The organism is Arthrobacter globiformis (assembly GCF_030817195.1).
In the GTDB taxonomy this organism is placed as follows: domain Bacteria; phylum Actinomycetota; class Actinomycetes; order Actinomycetales; family Micrococcaceae; genus Arthrobacter; species Arthrobacter globiformis_D.
In genome coordinates this window covers 118,804-136,896 of the sequence record NZ_JAUSYZ010000002.1, presented here as the reverse complement: position 1 = coordinate 136,896, position 18,093 = coordinate 118,804, and the positions used below count along the sequence as shown (strand labels likewise).

Genomic DNA, 18,093 nt, shown 5'->3' with positions numbered 1-18,093 from the left:
CTCCAGCCATGACTGAACCGACAGTGAACGAAGACCAGAACCCGCTGACCAAACCTAAGTTCATCATCTCGGCCGTTGTCGTGGCGATCATGGTCGCGCTCGGGATCATCCTTGCCCTGCTCCCCAAAGGTGGCGGAAACCCGACAGCCGAACCAAGCAATTCCGGATCTGCCACGGCCAGCGCGCAACCCAGCGCAACGGCCGCCGCAAGCGTATGCGGCCTGCCCTCCGGAGACCAGGCCAAACCAGTCACCACACCCACCGACACCAAATGGGAATTAGTTGGCAAGATCGCCGCGCCAACATCACCTACCCAGTTCGGACCCGGCAAGACCGAAGCCAACGGCCTCCGCTCCTGCTTCGCACACTCACCAACCGGGGCGCTGTATGCGGCGTCGAACGTCGCCGTGCTGTCCGCTACGGGGAAGGCTCGACTCGTCTACGAGCAGCTAGCAGTCCCTAGCCCCGAACGGGATGCATTGCTGAATCAGCCTGAGCCGCAAGAGACATCAGCTGTGACAGCGCAGATCGCAGGGTTTCAGATCCGCTCATATGACGCCGATCGCGCGGTGATCGTGATTGCAGCAAAGGGCAGCAACGGTGCGCTGGTTTCTGTGCCTGTTCCGCTCCAGTGGCACGGCGGAGACTGGAAGGTTGTTGTTCCGGCAACCGGCAGCACTGGCGGGGGACAGATAAGTGACTTGTCCGGGTACATTCCCTGGTCTGGTGTCTAATGGCCTGCGAAGGATGGGATGCCTTCAGCATCGGCTGCCATGCAGGGGCTGCAATCGAGGACGCCGCCAATGATGCGATCAAGAACATGGCCAAAGCGATTGCTGACGCCGTCGGACAGACTGTGAAGACGCTCGGGACGTTCTGGGTGAACGTGGGGACTCCCGACCTGACAGCAGCGCCGGGAGGCTCTACCGCGAGCGATCCGGTGTTGTTCGTGCAGAACAGTCTCTACTTTTGGACAGCGTCACTGGCTGTGCTGTCCGTCCTTGTGGGCGCGGCCAAGATGGTGATCGAGCGAAGGGGTGCACCCCTGCGTGATCTGGTGCGTTCGCTGGCGACCCTGGTCGTCGTGTCTGGCGCGGGCGTGGCGGCAGTGGGTCTTCTGACGGTTGCGGCCGATAAATTCTCTGCCTGGATCATTGAGAGCTCCACGGATGGGACGTCGTTTAACGAGAACATCACGTCCCTGCTGGCGCTTTCGGCCACCAGCCCGATCGGTTCCATCATGATCATCTTCCTCGGGCTGATCGCGATTCTGGCCTCCGTTATGCAGATCGTCCTCATGATCGTCCGCGGTGGCCTGCTCGTCATCCTGACGGGGATCTTTCCTACGGCTGCAGCTTTTACCAACACCGAGGCCGGCAAGGGCTGGTTCCAGAAGTGCACCGCCTGGCTGATCGCCTTCATTCTCTACAAGCCCGCGGCCGCCATCGTCTACGCCACGGCCTTCCAACTGAGCGGCAGCAAGATCTTCGGGAACGTTGGTGACGGCAAGGACTTCGGCTCCTCGCTCCTGACAACGGTCACCGGACTGGCCCTGATGATCATTGCTTTGTTCGCCATGCCAGCCCTCATGCGGTTCGTCACCCCAATGGTGGGTGCCGTCGCTGCCGGTGGTGGCGGTCTGGCGGCGGGAACAGTCGGCGCACTGGCTTCCGGTGCTATCAGCATGGGCAGCGCCGGACGAGGCGGAGGCACATCCACCAGCCATACGACGACCAACAGCACATCGACCCAGAACCCGGGGTCGGATGGTCCGTCAGGGACTGGAAGTCAGGGAACGGCAGGAACATCTGGCACGGCTGGAAAGGCCGGCACCCGGGGTTCGGGAGCCACGGGTGCACAACCCGGAACTGGCCCCACAGCATCTAGCGGGGCAGGCAGTGCTGCTTCGGGCAGTGGAGCTGCATCCAGCGGAGCGGTCGCCAGCGGTGGAGCTGCGGCGGCGGGTGCAGGCGGTGTCGCCGTGCTGGCCGCACAGAAAGGCCTTGAAGCCGGCCAAGCCGCTTCCGGGGCGATCAAAGACATGGGCGAAGAAAGCACGGGGGGTGCCTGACTTGGCAGCTATCGAAAACACGTACAGGGAACCGACCTACGGCAACTGGCGGCGTCCGCGTAAGGCCGGCATCGGCACCCTTGGCGGGCTGGCAACGGCAGGATTGTTTGTGGGCCTGATCATCACAGTGATCTGCTTCTTTGTCGGTGGCTGGTTCGCCGGGCTGGTTGCCCTGCTCGTCCTGGGGTTGGGGCTGGCCGTCGTCTCGGTGACCGATAAGCACAACAAGTCTGTGGGGGAACGGGTTTTTGCTCGTTTGGCTTTTCGCTTGGCGCGGCGCAAGAAGGCCAACATCTACCGTTCCGGCCCGTTGGGACTGACGCCCTGGGGTGAGTTCCAGCTCCCGGGGATTTCTGCCGGTTCCAGGCTGTACGAGTTCACGGACTCGTATGGGCGCCCGTTCGCGTTGATCCACCTTCCCTCCACCGCCCACTACACCGTTGTCTTCGGCACCCAGCCCGACGGGGCGTCGCTGGTCGATCCCGAACAGATTGATGCTTGGGTGGCTAACTGGGGCGGTTGGCTGGCCTCGTTGTCGAATGAACCTGCCGTCGTGGCCACATCGGTCACGGTTGAAACCGCTCCCGATTCCGGGGCACGGCTGCGCCGGGAAGTTGAGTCGAACATCCATGACGACGCCCCGGACATTGCCAAGGCCATGCTCCGGGAGGCCTTGGAGACCTACCCGCAGGGATCGGCCACGATCCGTGCGTGGGTCGCGCTGACGTTCAGCGCCGCTGCCCGGGCAGGGGGCAAGCGACGCACCGCCGACGAGATCGCAAGGGATCTTGCGTCACGGCTTCCCAGCCTGACCGAGCGTCTGGAATCCACCGGTGCCGGTGCGTGCGCGCCGTTGAACGCCCAGGAACTGTGTGAGGTGGTTCGGGTGGCGTACGACCCTGCAGCGGCCCGGCTCATTGACGAAGCCCACTACCAAGGCACACCTGTTGAGCTGAGCTGGAGCGACGTCGGGCCGTCGGCCCATCAAGCCGACTGGGACGGTTACCGCCACGATTCCGGGCACTCGGTGTCCTGGTCAATGACAGGCGCTCCCCGGGGCCACATTCTGGCATCCGCGCTGGCCCGCCTGGTCGCTCCGCACGGGGAGATTGCCCGCAAGCGCGTCACCTTGCTGTACCGGCCGATCGAAGCCGGCCGCGCGGCCGCCATCGTGGAGACCGACCAGACCAACGCCCTCACCCGCGCCTCCTCCACTAACCGGCCCACCGCCCGCGCCCTGGTCGATGCGCGCGCGGCGCAGGCCACCGCAGCCGAGGAAGCCAAGGGCGCCGGGCTGGTCAACTTCGGCATGGTGGTCACCGCCACGGTGCTGTCCTCCCGTGACCTTGATGACGCCGTGGCCGTGGTCGAGGGCAACCTCGGCCCATCGGCCCGTCTGCTGTTGCGGCGTGCCTACGGCTCGCAGGATTCTGCCTTTGCCGCGTCCCTGCCGCTGGGACTGGTCCTGCCCAAGCACTTGAAGGTCCCCGAAGAGATCCGCGAGGCCATGTGATGTTCGGCAGCCGTACCAAGCACCAGCCCACGCAGGCTCCTGCCACGAAGCTCGCGGCCGCGGTCGCCCGCCGCCCGGGCCTGCGGGGCTGGCGCGGCCGCGGACAGGGCGAAGCCGTCTACGTCACGGCAGCCGACGAATGGCGCGGAACCTCCGTCCAGGTCTGCGGTCTCTGGCCGTTCGTGGGCGGGTCCGGCACCCCGATCCTCGGGGTGCCGATCGGCGTTCACACCGACACCGGAGCGCCCTTCGGAGCCGATCCCATCAGCTGGTTCATGCACGGGATGATCAACAACCCGTCCATGTTCGTCCTCGGCCTGCCGCACTACGGCAAATCCACGCTGGTCCGGCACATCGTCCTGGGCCTGGCCGGCCGGGGCATCAACCCATTGATCCTCGGTGACCTGAAACCGGACTACGTTGACCTCATCGAAGCCCTCGGCGGCCAGGTCATCAGCCTAGGCCCCGGGCGCGGCCACTTGAACGTCCTGGACCCCGGTGAAGCCACCGGCGCAGCCCTGAGGCTGCTCGCCTCCGCCGAAGAACACCGGGCCACGGCGAACCGGACCACCGACCCGGCCGCGGCCGCGCCGTTCTTTGCTGCTGTGATGAAAGCGGAGAAGCTGGCCGAACAGCTGATGGCCGACTCCCACAACAGGCGCCTGAACATGATCACGGCGCTGATCACCATCGTGCGCAACGCCAAGCCCAGCGCACACGAGGAATCCCTGATTGACCGGGCGCTGCACATCCTGGACGAGCGCCTGGACCGCGTTCCCCTGATCGGGGATCTGATCGAGGTCATCAAAGACGCGCCCGCCGAGCTCCGGGCCATCGCCCTGGACCGTGGCGACATGAGCCGCTACCTCGACGCCACCGACCAGCTGCGCCATTCGCTGTACTCCCTCGACGGCTCGGGCCGGTTCTCGGACATGTTCTCCAAACCCACCGACCAGCCGATGGACCTGACCAAACCGGTCGTCTTCGACCTGTCAGGGATCTCCGACACGCAGCGGGACATCCAGGCCGCCTGCCTGCTGGCCTGCTGGTCAACCGGGTTCGCCACCGTCCAAGTGGCCCACACCCTGGCCGACGCCGGCCTGGAACCGCGCCGTAACTACTTCGTCGTCATGGACGAACTCTGGCGGGCCCTGCGCTCCGGTGAAGGCATGGTGGACCGGGTTGACTCGCTAACCCGCCTGAACCGCACCGAAGGCGTCGGGCAGGCCATGATCACCCACACCATGAGTGACCTCGAAGCCCTGCCCACCGAATCCGAACGGATGAAAGCACGCGGCTTCGTCGAACGCTCCGGCATGGTCGTCTGCGGCGCACTGCCCGGCGCCGAAATGGAAAAACTCAACAAAGCCGTCACCCTCTCCCGGGCCGAGCAATCCCGCCTCATCTCATGGGCTGACCCCGGGTCATGGACCGACGTCGGCGGATCCCGCAAACGGGTACGCCCAGGCCTGGGCAAGTTCCTCTTCAAAGTCGGCGGCCGCCCCGGGATCCCCGTCGCGCTCAAGCTAACCAGTGTGGAGGAAGCACTGCACGACACCAACAAGCGCTGGACGATCAACCGGAACGGCGAAGGGGAGAACTGATGGGTGCACCAAGCAGCGGCAAGCGTTCCCGGATGGACGGCGAAACCATCCTGCTGTGGGTCTTCATCACTGTCGTGGTGCTCGGTGTCGGCTCGGTGGCCGGCGCTGTGCACCTCGGGTCAATGCTGTCTAAGGATGGCCAGAAGCTGCCGGCCAACCCGTTTGAACTGGTCTTCGGCCTGCTCTCGCACAAGGTCACCTGGCCTGCGGCCGCCACCTGGGTCCTGATCGGCTTCGGCGTCCTCATCATCGTCGTGGCCGTTGTGGTGGTCCGTGGGGTGCTGCGCCGGCGGTCCAAGCGCTCCCGCGTGGATGCCGCCGCCCAGCACATGGCCAAAGGCCGGGACCTTCGTGCCCTGAGCCTGCGCGGGGCCACGGCCACCGCCGAACGTCTGGGGGTGAAAGGCTCACCCGGTGTCCCGGTTGGCAAGACCGTCCTGGGCGGGCACATGGTCTACGGCTCCTGGGAAGACATGCACATCGACATCTGGGGACCCCGCACAGGCAAGACAACCTCCCGGGCCATCCCGGCCATCCTTGCCGCCCCCGGCGCTGCCTTGGTGACCTCGAACAAGCGCGACATCGTTGACGGCACCCGCGACGTCCGCGCCGCCGCCGGACCGGTGTGGGTCTTTGACCCTCAGTCCGTCGCGCTCGAGGAACCCACCTGGTGGTGGAACCCCCTGTCCTACGTCACTGACGAAGTGCGCGCGGCACGCCTGGCCGACCACTTCGCCGCAGGCTCCCGCGGCCCGGACGCCAAAACGGACGCCTACTTCGATCCGGCCGGCCAGGATCTTATTGCCGGCCTCCTGCTCGCCGCCGCCCTCGACGGCCGGCCGATCACGCAGGTTCACACCTGGCTGACCCGGCCCGCCGACGACGAAGCGGTAGACATCCTCAAGGCCCACGGCTTCCTGCAGACCGCGAACGCCGTCGGCGGCGTGATCAACGCACCCGAGAAGCAACGCGGCGGCGTGTACGGCACGGCACTGCAAATGGCGTCCTGCCTCACCAACCGCCAAGTGGCCCGGTGGGTGACGCCGCAGGGCGAAAACGACGCACGGCCCCAGTTCGACCCTGCAGAGTTCGTCCGGTCCAAAGGCACGCTGTACAGCCTCTCCAAGGAAGGCAAGGGCACCGCCGGCCCACTGGTCACGGCGCTGACCGTGGCCACGGTCGAGGCAGCCGAAGAACTCGCCGTCCACTCACCCGGCGGCCGGCTGGCCACACCCATGGTCGCTGTTCTGGACGAAGCAGCAAACGTCTGCCGCTGGCGCGAACTGCCGAACCTCTACAGCCACTACGGCTCCCGGGGCATCGTCCTGATGACCATCCTCCAGTCATGGTCCCAAGGCGTGGAGGTCTGGGGCCGTGACGGGATGCGCAAGCTCTGGTCCGCAGCCAACATTAAGGTCTACGGCGGCGGTGTGGCCGAAGCAGAATTCCTGAACGAGCTCGCGCAGCTCGTGGGCGAGTATCGCTACTCCAACATGACCAGAAGCCGCTCCAAACAGGGCACCTCCTACAGCCACGACGACGACCGCAAAGAACGCACCTTGGACGTCTCGGACCTGGCCGCGTTCCCACGCGGCCGCGCCATCATGTTCGCCTCCGGCGCCCCCGCCGCGCTGCTTGAAACCGTGCCATGGATGAAGGGCGCGCACGCCGAGGCAGTGCGGGCCTCCATCGCTGCGCACGACCCGGCCAACCGGCCGGCACCTGCGGCAGCCAATCGTTGGGTAGCCGCTGGAGCCTCGGATGGCTGAAGGCCTCGGGGAATGGGACGACGAGCTCGAGGACACCGCGGCCGCCGCTGAGCCAGCAGCAGAGGCCGACGCGGACGTCCCTGAGCTGTTCTACCCGAACGTCGCCGAGTTCGTCACCAAAAAGCTGGCCGCCACCTACCGCAGGCAACTCAACGTACAGGGCGGGTCACCTGGTGCCCGCAATGGTGGAAACATGCCGAAGCGATCAGCCGGCTGGAAGCACTCTGGCGGGCGTGGGAATTCCTGCGCCTGGACGGGACCACGGGCATGAGCGTGTGGTGGCGCGACCACGCAGATCACCACATGTCCGTGCTGCTCTCAACTGATGGGCCGTTCCGGGGCTGCAACCCGGAGGACGGTCACCGCTCCAAACTGTCCCCTCTGCCATGCGAGGAGCCGCCCGCGGGGCTGTTCTAAAACGGACAGGACTTCGCCCGGGAGCTCCAAGGTGCCTAGCTTGCTGTCCATAGTTGGGGTCAATCCGGGTTATCCACGGCTGCCAATTGGGAGCCATTGGGGAAGCTCCCTCAGCAGCAGTAGCGGTGGATAACCCATCAGGATTGTCCCCGGCTGGGGGCAGCGGGAGCCAGTAGTCCAGACCGCCCCCAGACAGCTCGGGCCATGCAGCCGGGTCTCCGTCCGGAGACTCGGCTGCCGTGGAGATTTCGGAACAGCTACAGGGCCCCTGACCGAGGACCGCTCGGCCGTTGCCCGATCGTCCGTTTCCTCAGTGGTGGCACTACGAAGGCGCCGACGGCAGGGAGTGCGAACCCGACGACCGCGGGGTTCATCCAGAAGGGGACCGTGTCGTAGTCGGCGTTGCACTTGTTGCTCAACGGGAAGATGTTCCTGCCCGCATTTTCAGGGTGCACCATTCTGTACGCCCAGTCATAGGTCTGATGATGAAATATCTCGCAGGACTCCTCGTCGTCGAGGCCTTCAGTCCAGATTCCGAAGAACAGAAGTATCGGAACCATGAACGCGGAAAAGATTCCGAGCAGGATACATCCGTCGTGGTCTTGTGCCCAAGAGTCACGGACCTATTCGCGGAGCACGTACCGGGTAGCGGTCCGAGTGCCGAATAGGATTTGTATATGATTTTTGATCATGGTTTAGCCGAGGAGGACGATCTCGGCGATTCAGCGCCTCACTTTCGGTTCTGGTTGTTCCTGCAGTCTTGATCCCTTGAGTCAGAGCCGTTTTCTGGCATTCAATGCGGCCCGGCGTCTGGAAGATAAGGGAGCATGTGTTGAGCTGGTCGATCTTCAGGAGATGATGCTTCCTGCTTTTGACAATGCGCCAGCCCATGATCACGCCGGAGTTGTCAGGCTGAAGGATGCAATCGTGTCGGCGGATGCGGTAGTGATAGCTGCCCCGGTCTACAACTGGTCCCTTGGGAGCGCGACAAAGAACATGGTCGAGATACCGGTGCGACTGGTGAGAACGGCCGGAAGGCTGCCTGGTTCGATAAATTTGTTACCTTCCTATGTGGGGGGCCTGCCACACAGCTATACCGCTTACACCGGACTGGCATCGTCGATGACACTTGACTTCAGATGCATCATCAATCCGTACATGGTGTACGCCACTGACCGTGATGCAACGGACGGTGTATTCTCCGAAGCAGTCGCCAGACGAATGCAGAAAACTGTTGCTTCAGACTGACAGGAGATCGAGACAAGCAGCGTGTGACTGTTAGTTCAGAATGGCGGTTTTTCACAGCTCAACTTGGCGGTTTCGATGTCTTGAAAGCCTAGGGATCCGGGACACACGGGTAATGCGACACTGCACAGCTGTCGGACCTGATACGTCCTACCTTGATGCCCGCATGAGGGCATGGGTTAGGAGTGCGGAACGGGCTGCTGCCCTCCTGCACGAGTACGTCCGTATTTGGTAATGCCGCGGGGTTTGTACAGCGAGAGCACGGTCGTCACGAGCAGCGCGAGGACAGCGGCTGCGGCGTCTGCGATGAGCTGGGCGCGCATTCCGGTCATGTCGGTGGCGGAGAGGTCGGAGACCGAGGCGATGCCGGCCATGTGGCTGACGGGCTGGAGGTGGAGGAGCAGCAGTGCCGTGGCCAGGGTGGTGATGATGAGTTTGATCAGGACCCAGTAGTGGCGGAAGAGTCCCCAGACGGTGCCCAGGGCCTGGATGATGCCGGAGATCAGGGATGCCAGGCTCAGCGGGAAGATGATGGACCAGCCGATCAGGTCCATGGCCAGGTAGGCGGCGCGCACCTGCTGCGGGTTCGTGCTGGTCAGCCCGGTGGCTGCGAGGAGCAGAAAGGATGCGACCGCGCCCAGCCAGCCGACCGAGCTGGCAACGTGGATGGTCAGGGCAAGTTTGCGCGGTCCCGGTGCCATGAGCTTCACGGCTGATGGAGTCCCATGCCGCCTCCGGTCAGGTGCAGGATCACGAACGCGACGACCAGGACCACGCCAGCGGCGATGAACGCTTTCACCCACCGCGGGGTCGAGGGCTCTGGCTTTTTGGTCCGCCCCGGTCGGGCGCTCTTTCTTGCCGGCCCTGATCCTTCACTCATGCCCTGCCCTCACTCTTGGTTTGGAACTCACGGTTACTGCGAGTTTTGTAAGACAGTATGTATTGTCAGCGTCAGTCTGTCCATTGGAGCGTCAGGTTGTACGATTTGTCCATGCCGAAGCTGTGGAACGAGACGATCGAGACGCACCGCAGTGCGGTGCGGGTGGCGGTTCTGGACGCAGCTGCTGCGCTGGTGGAGGAGCATGGGCTGGCCTCGGTGACGATGTCGCGGATTGCGCAGGCGGCCGGCATCGGGCGGGCCACGCTGTATAAGTACTTTTCTGATGTCGATGCCATCCTCGATGCGTGGCACGAGCGCCAGGTCCATGAGCACCTGCAGCAGCTGGCGCAGGCGCGGCTCAGCGCGGACGGGCCCGTGCGTCAGCTGGCAGCGGTTCTGGAGGCGTATGCAGTGATGGCCTACTCCCGCAGGGGTGGCGCCTTGGGTGCCCGGCTGCATCAAGGTCCGCACGTCACTCACGCCCAGCGGCACCTCAATGATTTCCTCACGGATCTTCTCCGCGGTGGCGCTGAGGGCGGGGCCTTCCGGGACGATGTTGCTCCTGAGGAACTCGCCGCTTTTTGCCTGCACGCACTGGAAGCGGCTTCGGGGCTGCCGTCCCGCGACGCCGTGCAGCGGCTGGTGAACGTCACCATGACCGGTCTGCAGCCCGTCGCCGCAGCCGGAGCAACGGAAAATTCAGAGCCTGAAAACGGCTCCTGAGCCGCCAGCGCGCAGTTCGGTGCGGGTGGTCAGGCCGGGGCGCTGAGGAGTGCAGTGCAGGCGGCTTCGCAGCGGCGGCAGGCTTCGGCGCAGATCCTGCAGTGCTCGTGCATGCCGGAGTGCTGCTCGCATTCATCGCCCAGGCTCCACAGGCAGCCCGGCAGGCCTCGAGTACCGGCTGGGTGATGGCTGTGTTGGTGGCGGTCTGACGGGTCAGGATGTTGCCTGTGGCGGCGCAGATGTCAGCACAGTCCAAGTCGGTGCGGATGCACGCGGCCAGGTCAGCGACCATCTTCTCGCCCAGGCACGCATCGGCGCAAGCGGTACAGGCTTGGGAGCATTCGAAGCAGGCAGCGATGGATTCAGCGAGGCTTTCCGTCCCGGCGGCATCGACGCCTTGCGGGTGGGAATTGAGCATGGCGCTCATGTGGTGAGTCATGATGCAGCTCCTGCCATTAGGGTGGCCGTGGCGGCCGGCCCGGCCGTCACGGCCACCCTAGACCCGCTGCGGTCACGACGTCAGCCTCCGCCGCTGGCACGAGCAGGGGACCGGTTTACTGGCGAAGGATCAACTTGGCCAGCACGATGAAGAGTCCGGGCAGGAAGAGCACCAGGCGAAGGAACCTTCCGACTGCTTCGGCGGCCCTGACCTGCTCCGGATCGGCCGGACCCCGGGCGTCGTACAGTACTGCTGCGATCCGAAGCTGATAGATGAGGACCTCGTGGCGGAAGATGAACCACACGACAGCGAGGACCGTCATGGCAAAGCCGAGTTCGACGGTGATGCCGGACCCCGCGGAGGGCGAGGTTGCCGATTCCGTAAGCCACGGCGAGATCAAGACCGGCCGCGGCCGCGGCCACACAGCCTGCAAGTCCCCAGCGGTAGGGCGGCGGGGCCCTGGCTGTTGCCTGGTCCTGCCGGAAAGGGGACAGCCAACCGGCCCCGGTCCGGCTTCCGCCGCTGGGCAGGGCGATCCCCAGTGCGATGGCGGCGGCAAAGATGGCTGTACCGGTCAGGACCAGGATCGGGTCACGCATGGTCAGTTCGTCCTGGTCCGGCTGCCTTGGACGCCAGACGATCACCGGCCGGGGGAGCGAATCCGGATCCCCCGGTTAGGGCCATGAGCTGCGCCCATGCTGGTCGACCTGCCGGGAGCGCATGGCTGCCCGCCGGGAGGCCTTGGCCAAGCGGGCGCGGCCGGCTGTCCGGTACAGGTCGCTGGCCCATTCGAACTCCGCTGCGGCGTCCCGGTAGCGTGCTTCGTCGAAGAGGCGGCGGCCGATGTGGTGACGGACCAGTGCTTCCCTGGTCCGGGTGAAGGCCAGGCGGAGCGCCTGCTCCTGGAGGGCCCCTGCTTCAGCCCACCGGTACTGGCGCTGGTAGGCGTGCGCGAGGACCAGCAAGGGTTTGAAGCGGTCCGGGGAGCGGGCGAGCAGCTGATGGCCTTCTTTCACGGCTTCGGCGTGGCGTCCGAGCAGGGACAGGATCCAGACACACTCCAGCGGCGGACACTCATCCAGTCGTGCTTCGACCGCGGGCCGGTCCAGAATCACGTCCTGCAGCGTATCCGGGTCCGCACGCCAGATGTCTTCTGCTTCCGTCACGAAACGCCGTTCTCAACGGCTCCCGCAGCAGTAAGCACGCTCGGGCTGCAGCTCCTCATCCGTCAACCCCTCCGGTGCAGGGGGCGCCGGGTTCCGGTGCCTTCGGAGACTGGGCGTAGGCGTTGATGAAGGTGGGGATGCGTGTGTCGTCGGCGGTCTGCAGGGTCAGCTGGGTTCCCCAGGCCGTGGCGGTGACGGGAGCTTTCTGGTCCTTGTCCGGGCTGAGGAGCATGTAGGGCTTGTCTTTGGCGAGGGCAGTGAGCTTGTTGATTTCCGCTGGAGGGAGGCTGGGGTTGTATGTCAGCCACACGGCGCCGTGTTCCAGCGAATGGACCGCGCGTTCTTCGCTGATGGGTTCGGTGTAGATGCCGCAGTTGGTCCAGGTGGGGGAGTGGTCTCCGCCGGCCCCGGGTTCGTGGGGGTAGGTGACGGCGCCCTGGACGTGGTTCCGGGACAGTCCAGTGTAAGTCTGGATCCCCTCGATGGGCCGTTTCGCAGCTTCTACGGACGCATTTTTTCCCTGGATGGAGCCGGTGACGGTGATGGCCACCGCGGCGATGATGGCCGCAAGGAGCAGCCCGAAGCCGCCGTAGACCAGGAGGTTCCTTTTCCTTTGCTTGGCCTTTTGCTGGGTTTTGAGGGAGGCCAGGATCGCCTGACGATCGGTGGAAGGCTTTTTGGGGACACTCATGCGGGTTGTCCTTGTGTTTGGGGAGAAGGAAGGGCACCAAGTCCCGCTGTCATCGCCCGGGGGATGGCGATGAGCAGCGCGTCGGAAGTCGTCGTTGAGCCGAAGAATTCTGCGAGGTCCATGGTTCAGGCTGCGTCAGATGGCCGGAACGTCGTTCCGCCGTCGGTGGAGACGAGGATGCTTTCCGTGGTGGCGGCCCAGATCCACGGCTTGCCGTTGGCGCCCTTGACCGCTGCTATACACCTGACTTGGCCGTCGATCCGGCCTTTCTTCGTCCAGGTCGTACCGCCGTCGGTTGAGAGGTGGACTGTCCCGTCGGGTTCGACTCCGACCGCGTCGCCAGGGTCGGCGAAGGCGGGGAACATGATGATGGGACTGGACTTCACCAGTTTCCAGGTGGCGCCACCGTCCGTGGAGCGCTGGACCCCTCTGGGAGTGGTCGCCAGAACCGTGTCGGTGTCGGGGTGCCCGGCGAGGAAGGCCGGGGCAAAGTCGACCCTCACGCTTTTCCAGGTTTTAGTCTTGCCGGTCGGGCTCGTCCACAGTGTTCCGTCGAAGGCCACGATGCCGGATTTGGTGGTGGTCAGGGCGTGGAAGTCCGAGACGCCCTGCCGGGAGAGCTGTTCCCAGGTCTTGCCGCCGTCGACGGATTTGATCAGCCCGAGCGGGTTGGGGAGGTCGGAGCCTTCACCGGGATGGCCCGAGGCGTAGAAGACGCCGCTGTCTTTGCCGGCGGTGAAACCCATCAGGTCGTTGGTGTCACCGATCTTTCTGGCGGGCTGTTTCCTCACGTCGAACAGCCCATCGTGGGTGGCCAGCAGGACCTGGCTGGTGTCGCCACTGACGGTCAGGCCGTGGACGTGGGCGCTGGGCAGGCCGCTGCCGGCCTGCCCAGCGGTCGATGCGCCGGCTGATGGTTCGGGCGCCGGTGTGCAGGCCGCCAGGGCGAGGACGAGGGCTGCGATGCTGGCGCTGACGGCTGTGGCCCGCCGGACGGTTTTGGGGGAGATGGGCATGGGAAGCTCCGGGAAATCGAGGGGAAGAAGGGACGCGGTGTCCGGCACCGGCCCCGCCGCAAGGGGGCGGAGGGCCGGCGCCGTTTGCGGGCTGGCTAGAGGGTGGCCAGCAGCTTCTGCATCTCCTGGATCTCGGCTTCCTGGGCGGTGACGATGTCCTTGCTGAGCTTGACCGCGTCGACATTCTTGCCGGCGGTGTTTTCTGTCTTGGCCATCATGATCGCCCCTTCGTGGTGGGAGATCATCTGCCTCAGGAAGAGCCGGGCCGCTTCGGCGCCCTGGGCGGACTCGAGCGTCTTCATGGCCGCGTCACTCATCATGCCGTCCATGCTGTGACCCGAGGGCATCGTGGTGGGTTCGTTCCAGCCTTTCAGCCAGCCGGTCATGGTCTCGATCTCCGGGCCCTGAGCGGCCTTGATCTTGGTGGCCAGGGCCGTCACCTCGGCCGGCACGTTCTGTTTCTTCAGCATCATGTCGCTCATCTGTACGGCCTGTGCGTGGTGCGGGATCATCATCTGCGCGAAAGTGACGTCCGCGGCGTTGTGGTCCGCGGCCGCAGCCGGGGCGCTGCTCGAAGGTGCGCTGGCAGAGGAGCTGCCGTGGTCCATCGGCATGGAGGTGCCGGAGGAGCCGGTGCCGGATCCGGAGGCGCAGCCTGCCAGCGCGATGGCCGCGGCGATGCCGGTTGCGGAAAGGGTCAGAAACTTCTTGTTCATGGGAAATCAGGTCCTTCAAAACATCAGCTGGCGCAATGGCGCCGCAGGGATAGGATGCATCGGTGATGCCCCTGACGGGCCCGCGGGACGGGACCGGCCAGGATAAAAGGGGCGTGCGCCAGGCGGGGCCCGGGGCGCTGGGCCCTTTTTACGTCCTGCTGATGGACAGCTCGCAGGGTGACGGGCTGCCGGGAAGATAGGACCACTGGCCGGTAACAGCACCGGCTGGCGCGGTGTTGTTGCTGATGCCGAGCACGAGTGTGCCCGGTGGCGGTGCCGCCATGGACGCGGTTTTCGCTGACGGGGTGCAGGCCACAGTCATGGCGTGCATGCTCGTGCAGTCCCCTGACTCAGAACACTGCCCCACGACAGCCCCGGGCCGGTCTTGCTCCAGGGAGCGTCCTGGGTGAGGGACGGTCATGGAGTGTCCTGCATGGTCAGGGGATACTGCCGTGGCATGCGGCTCGGCACCTGCCGTGGCTGAGGCTGGGGAGTGCATGGCATGGGTGGTGGTCAGAACGTGCATGCCGAAAATGCCGGCGATGATGGCCAGCACCGCGGCAACCAGGCCCGCACGGCGGAGGAACGCGGCCGCGCGGCGGTGATCCGTTGCGCTCAAGGTGTTCCTCCTTACTGTGCGGGATTTGCTGTGACTTCTAGGCTACCGGCCACTGGTCCATGTCGCCCATTGGCCGGTGGTGCCTTTGAGGTCAGCGAACCTCGGACGGGTTCAGTTTCACCCGGCGCAGCAGTTGGGCGTTCAGGGCGACCACGATCGTGGAGGCGGACATCAGGACCGCGCCGGCGGCCGGGGAGAGCACGACGCCGGCGAAGGCCAGTACCCCGGCGGCCAGCGGAACGGAAATGATGTTGTAGCCGGTGGCCCACACCAGGTTCTGCCACATCTTCCGGTAGCTGGCCCGCGACAGGTCGACCATGGACAGGACAGCCCGGGGGTCGTTGCCGGCCAGGACCACGCCCGCGGATTCCATGGCCACGTCGGTGCCCGCGCCGATCGCGATGCCGACCTCGGCCCGGGCCAAAGCCGGGGAGTCGTTGACCCCGTCCCCGACCATGGCCACTTTCAGTCCGCGTCCCTGGAGGTCGGCGACCTTCTTGTCCTTGTCCGCGGGAAGGACTTCGGCGAAGACCTCGTCGATGTCCAGCTCGGCCGCGACGGCCGCGGCGACCTGGCGGGCGTCGCCGGTGATCATGGCGACCTTGATGCCCCGGTTTTGCAGGGCAGTCACGGCCTGCCGCGATTCCTCCCGGACCGCGTCTTCCAGGCTCACGGCCCCGAGGACACGTTGTCCGTCCACGATGTGCAGCACCGCCGCGCCGCGTCCCATCCACTCCCGGGTGGAAGCCGACAGGGTGCCGGGTTCCGTGATGCCGAGTTCCTTCAGGAGGGCCGGGCCGCCGACCTGCAGGGTGCGGCCATCCACCGCCGCCCGGACGCCGCGGCCTGTCATGGACGTGAATCCTGTGGCCTGTGGAATGTTCAGGCCCTGTTGCCGGGCGGCCCGGACGATGGCGCGCGCCACGGGGTGTTCGCTGTCGGACTCGACGGCGGCGGCCAGGGCCAGCAGCTCCTCCGGGCTGATGCCGTCAGCCGTGGTGACGTCTTTGAGCTCGGGTTCGCCCTTGGTGAGGGTGCCGGTCTTGTCGAACAGGACGACGTCGACGGTGCGCATCCGCTCCAGTGCCATCCGGTTCTTGATTAGCACGCCGGCGCGGGCTGCCTGTTCGGTGGAAATGGCGATCACCAGCGGGATGGCCAGGCCCAAGGCGTGCGGGCAGGCGATCACCAGAACCGTTACGGTGCGCGTGACCGCGTCAGGGACGCTGCCCAGCAGCGTCCAAGCGATGAACGTGATGACACCGGCAACCGTGGCGAAGTAAAACAGGGACGCCGCTGCCCGGTCGGCCAGGGCCTGAGCCCGTGAGGAAGAGGCCTGCGCTTCAGCGACCAGCCGCTGGATCCCCGCCAACGCGGTGTCATCCCCGACGGCGGTGACCCGCACCCGGACAGTGTTGTCCGTGGCGACGGTGCCCGCCACGACGGTGTCGCCCGGGGAGCGGAGCACGGTCTTGGATTCACCCGTGATCATGGACTCGTCGAACTCGGCCTGCCCGTCGATGACCGTGCCATCAGCCGGCATCCGGGCACCGGAACGGACCAGGACGGTTTCACCGGACTCGAGCTCGGAGACGCTGACGGTCTCGGTGCCGGTGTCGGTGATGCGTTCTGCTTCATCCGGCAGCAGGGCTGCGAGGGCGTCCAGGGCTCCCTGGGCGGATCCGAGGGCGCGCATTTCGATCCAGTGGCCCAGCAGCATGATGGCCACCAGCAGGGCCAGTTCCCACCAGAAGTCGAGGTCGAAGCCGCCAATGCCCAGGGTGGTAATCCAGGAGGCGGCGAAGGCGACGCTGATGGCCATGCCGATCAGCAGCATCATCCCCGGCTGCCGGGTCCTGAGTTCGTTCAGGCCGCCCTTGAGGAACGGCATGCCTCCGTAGAGGAAGATCACCGTTCCCAGGACCGGCGGGATCCAGGCCGACCCCGGGAACTCCGGCGGCATGTACCCGAGCAGGTGAGCGAACATCGGGCTGAAGTAGACCACCGGCACCGACAGGACCAGGGTCAGCCAGAACCTGTCCTTGAACATTGCCGTGCTGTGGCCGGCGTGCTGGCCGTGGGTGTGGACGACGTGGTCATCGTCGGGGCCGTGGCCTTCATGGTGGCCGTCGTGGGCGGGAGCCGTGGCGATAGCCGCGGCGGGTGCGGGGGGAGTGCCGTGGGCGGCGCCGATGGGCGCGGAATGGTTATGGTGCCGAGTGTGGTCTTCCATGATTCCTCCTTGCGGGGATCGGACCGGCCTGCGAGAGCCAAAGGGCGCCGGCAGGGCGGAGGGACCGGATTAGCGGGTGGCCAGGCTGTACCCGGCGGAAACAACAGCGTCACGGAGCTCTGCCTCAGCGACGGCTCCGGAAATAACCAAGCGTGAGCGGCCGCCGGGAACGAGCACGACGGATGCCGCATCAACACCCGCCACGGCGGTGACGGCCTTCTCAACTGTTTGCACGCAGTGGCCGCAGGTGAGCCCTTCGAGGGCGTATTCGGCATCCCCGGCCACGGTCACCTCTTTGGCGGCTTCCTTTGAGCAGCAGCTGCAGCCGGACGCGGCCGATACCAGCGGCAGTTCCTTGCGGGATTCAGTTCCACACATGTCAGTTCCATTCCTTCAAAACGGTTCGATTCGATGGCTGCTGGGGTTGAACGGCTGTGACGGCCGGCGGCTCACCCGACCTGGACATACCACTTCACTGACAACACCTTAAATATACCCCCGGGGGGTATATTGAGCAAGAGATTCGGGACGAAGAGTCGCAGCTCACAGGCCCGAACCGATTGAGCAGAGCGCGACCGGTCGCTGGCCAATAAGTGTGGCCGAATCGCGACCGGTATGACGAATCGCACCCGGTAGGAACTGCGGGATCTATTTACTCCGACGCATCTTGGCCAGGATGAATCCGACAATCCCAACCACGCCCAGCAAAATCCCCAGGACGTTGGAAACGGTGTCGGCGGCGAAAACGGCGAGGGCGACCCCGCATAGAGCCAGCAAGCCCAAACAGCTAGAGCAGCGTTCATCCCTTCCTCCTTCGGATGGGCGCCCGTTAGGTTTCCGGCATCTTCGGAGCGTACAACCGTTGATTCACATTGTCGCCGTCCCGCCGGTTTGATCATGTCGATGCACGAATAGCCCACCAGTGTCTCGGAAGGCTTGGGATCTGAGCCGTCTCACCGAACGAACAGTCGCCTCGGCTGTAAGACACGTG

Annotated in this window: 18 protein-coding genes and 2 pseudogenes; 9 read left to right on the top strand and 11 right to left on the bottom strand. The window is 65.3% G+C overall.

The genetic code is table 11. From position 1 onward, the window contains the following. Positions 1–8 precede the first annotated feature (8 nt). The 7 genes and pseudogenes from QF036_RS24470 to QF036_RS24440 form a co-directional block, all read left to right on the top strand. Positions 9–734, top strand: coding sequence for a hypothetical protein (locus QF036_RS24470; RefSeq protein WP_307106285.1), 726 nt, complete (start codon positions 9–11; stop codon positions 732–734). Continuing rightward, on the top strand, positions 734–2,071 hold the full coding sequence (locus tag QF036_RS24465; RefSeq protein ID WP_307106284.1) for a hypothetical protein: 1,338 nt from the start codon (positions 734–736) through the stop codon (positions 2,069–2,071). Before QF036_RS24470 ends, QF036_RS24465 begins: the two co-directional genes overlap by 1 nt. A 1-nt stretch (position 2,072) precedes the next feature. Further along, complete coding sequence (locus QF036_RS24460) at positions 2,073–3,584, top strand: SCO6880 family protein (RefSeq protein WP_307106282.1); 1,512 nt, start codon at positions 2,073–2,075, stop codon at positions 3,582–3,584. Next, a complete protein-coding gene (locus tag QF036_RS24455) occupies positions 3,584–5,188 on the top strand; it encodes an ATP/GTP-binding protein (RefSeq protein WP_307106280.1) in 1,605 nt (534 codons plus the stop codon). The genes QF036_RS24460 and QF036_RS24455 overlap by 1 nt, the downstream gene beginning before the upstream one ends. After that, positions 5,188–6,957: a type IV secretory system conjugative DNA transfer family protein gene (locus QF036_RS24450; RefSeq protein ID WP_307106278.1), complete on the top strand. Its 1,770-nt coding sequence runs from the start codon at positions 5,188–5,190 to the stop codon at positions 6,955–6,957. Before QF036_RS24455 ends, QF036_RS24450 begins: the two co-directional genes overlap by 1 nt. Then, entirely contained in the window at positions 6,950–7,228 is a 279-nt protein-coding gene (locus tag QF036_RS24445) for a hypothetical protein (RefSeq protein ID WP_307106277.1), read from the top strand. The genes QF036_RS24450 and QF036_RS24445 overlap by 8 nt, the downstream gene beginning before the upstream one ends. Next, a pseudogene (locus QF036_RS24440) lies at positions 7,159–7,374 on the top strand (DUF4913 domain-containing protein); the annotation flags it as partial. The gene QF036_RS24445 and the pseudogene QF036_RS24440, both read left to right, overlap by 70 nt. A gap of 257 nt (positions 7,375–7,631) precedes the next feature. Here QF036_RS24440 and QF036_RS24435 read toward each other — a convergent pair. Further along, on the bottom strand, positions 7,632–7,934 hold the full coding sequence (locus tag QF036_RS24435) for a hypothetical protein (RefSeq protein ID WP_307106275.1): 303 nt from the start codon (positions 7,932–7,934) through the stop codon (positions 7,632–7,634). 151 nt (positions 7,935–8,085) lie between these two features. On the opposite strand from QF036_RS24435, the gene QF036_RS24430 reads away from it, so the two are divergent. Beyond that, positions 8,086–8,622 (top strand): NADPH-dependent FMN reductase, encoded by a 537-nt coding sequence (locus tag QF036_RS24430; RefSeq protein ID WP_307106531.1) that lies wholly within the window; start codon positions 8,086–8,088, stop codon positions 8,620–8,622. A gap of 176 nt (positions 8,623–8,798) precedes the next feature. On the opposite strand, the gene QF036_RS24425 is transcribed toward QF036_RS24430, so the two are convergent. Continuing rightward, positions 8,799–9,329, bottom strand: coding sequence for a DUF2269 domain-containing protein (locus tag QF036_RS24425; protein ID WP_307106273.1), 531 nt, complete (start codon positions 9,327–9,329; stop codon positions 8,799–8,801). A gap of 281 nt (positions 9,330–9,610) precedes the next feature. On the opposite strand from QF036_RS24425, the gene QF036_RS24420 reads away from it, so the two are divergent. Continuing rightward, positions 9,611–10,222 carry a TetR/AcrR family transcriptional regulator gene (locus QF036_RS24420; protein WP_307106271.1) on the top strand — a complete coding sequence of 204 codons (612 nt, stop codon included), beginning with the start codon at positions 9,611–9,613 and terminating at the stop codon, positions 10,220–10,222. Positions 10,223–10,251: 29 nt separating this feature from the next. On the opposite strand, the pseudogene QF036_RS24415 reads toward QF036_RS24420, so the two are convergent. From QF036_RS24415 to QF036_RS24375, 9 genes and pseudogenes are all read right to left on the bottom strand, one after another. After that, a pseudogene (locus QF036_RS24415) lies at positions 10,252–10,661 on the bottom strand (four-helix bundle copper-binding protein). A gap of 115 nt (positions 10,662–10,776) precedes the next feature. Next, a complete protein-coding gene (locus tag QF036_RS24410) occupies positions 10,777–11,094 on the bottom strand; it encodes a hypothetical protein (RefSeq protein ID WP_307106270.1) in 318 nt (105 codons plus the stop codon). 241 nt (positions 11,095–11,335) lie between these two features. Beyond that, positions 11,336–11,827, bottom strand: a complete 492-nt coding sequence (locus QF036_RS24405; RefSeq protein ID WP_307106268.1) for a hypothetical protein — start codon at positions 11,825–11,827, stop codon at positions 11,336–11,338. Positions 11,828–11,882: 55 nt separating this feature from the next. Then, complete coding sequence (locus QF036_RS24400; protein WP_307106267.1) at positions 11,883–12,518, bottom strand: DUF3105 domain-containing protein; 636 nt, start codon at positions 12,516–12,518, stop codon at positions 11,883–11,885. A gap of 125 nt (positions 12,519–12,643) precedes the next feature. Continuing rightward, positions 12,644–13,534 carry a F510_1955 family glycosylhydrolase gene (locus tag QF036_RS24395; RefSeq protein ID WP_307106266.1) on the bottom strand — a complete coding sequence of 297 codons (891 nt, stop codon included), beginning with the start codon at positions 13,532–13,534 and terminating at the stop codon, positions 12,644–12,646. 95 nt (positions 13,535–13,629) lie between these two features. Beyond that, on the bottom strand, positions 13,630–14,250 hold the full coding sequence (locus QF036_RS24390) for a DUF305 domain-containing protein (RefSeq protein WP_307106264.1): 621 nt from the start codon (positions 14,248–14,250) through the stop codon (positions 13,630–13,632). Between the two features lie 148 nt (positions 14,251–14,398). After that, positions 14,399–14,869 carry a hypothetical protein gene (locus QF036_RS24385; protein WP_307106263.1) on the bottom strand — a complete coding sequence of 157 codons (471 nt, stop codon included), beginning with the start codon at positions 14,867–14,869 and terminating at the stop codon, positions 14,399–14,401. A 91-nt stretch (positions 14,870–14,960) separates the two neighbouring features. Next, the gene (locus tag QF036_RS24380; RefSeq protein WP_307106261.1) at positions 14,961–17,102 is read right to left on the bottom strand and encodes a heavy metal translocating P-type ATPase; all 2,142 of its coding nucleotides are present in this window, start codon (positions 17,100–17,102) and stop codon (positions 14,961–14,963) included. 69 nt (positions 17,103–17,171) lie between these two features. Then, on the bottom strand, positions 17,172–17,480 hold the full coding sequence (locus tag QF036_RS24375) for a heavy-metal-associated domain-containing protein (RefSeq protein ID WP_307106260.1): 309 nt from the start codon (positions 17,478–17,480) through the stop codon (positions 17,172–17,174). Positions 17,481–18,093 lie beyond the last annotated feature (613 nt).

Bases quoted from the DNA above. Each gene is read 5' to 3' on its own strand.
- QF036_RS24470 (WP_307106285.1), top strand. From the start codon at position 9: ATGACTGAACCGACAGTGAACGAAGACCAGAACCCGCTGACCAAACCT.
- QF036_RS24465 (WP_307106284.1), top strand. From the start codon at position 734: ATGGCCTGCGAAGGATGGGATGCCTTCAGCATCGGCTGCCATGCAGGG.
- QF036_RS24455 (WP_307106280.1), top strand. From the start codon at position 3,584: ATGTTCGGCAGCCGTACCAAGCACCAGCCCACGCAGGCTCCTGCCACG.
- QF036_RS24450 (WP_307106278.1), top strand. From the start codon at position 5,188: ATGGGTGCACCAAGCAGCGGCAAGCGTTCCCGGATGGACGGCGAAACC.
- QF036_RS24445 (WP_307106277.1), top strand. From the start codon at position 6,950: ATGGCTGAAGGCCTCGGGGAATGGGACGACGAGCTCGAGGACACCGCG.
- QF036_RS24435 (WP_307106275.1), bottom strand. From the start codon at position 7,934: ATGGTTCCGATACTTCTGTTCTTCGGAATCTGGACTGAAGGCCTCGAC.
- QF036_RS24420 (WP_307106271.1), top strand. From the start codon at position 9,611: ATGCCGAAGCTGTGGAACGAGACGATCGAGACGCACCGCAGTGCGGTG.
- QF036_RS24400 (WP_307106267.1), bottom strand. From the start codon at position 12,518: ATGAGTGTCCCCAAAAAGCCTTCCACCGATCGTCAGGCGATCCTGGCC.
- QF036_RS24395 (WP_307106266.1), bottom strand. From the start codon at position 13,534: ATGCCCATCTCCCCCAAAACCGTCCGGCGGGCCACAGCCGTCAGCGCC.
- QF036_RS24390 (WP_307106264.1), bottom strand. From the start codon at position 14,250: ATGAACAAGAAGTTTCTGACCCTTTCCGCAACCGGCATCGCCGCGGCC.
- QF036_RS24380 (WP_307106261.1), bottom strand. From the start codon at position 17,102: ATGGAAGACCACACTCGGCACCATAACCATTCCGCGCCCATCGGCGCC.
- QF036_RS24375 (WP_307106260.1), bottom strand. From the start codon at position 17,480: ATGTGTGGAACTGAATCCCGCAAGGAACTGCCGCTGGTATCGGCCGCG.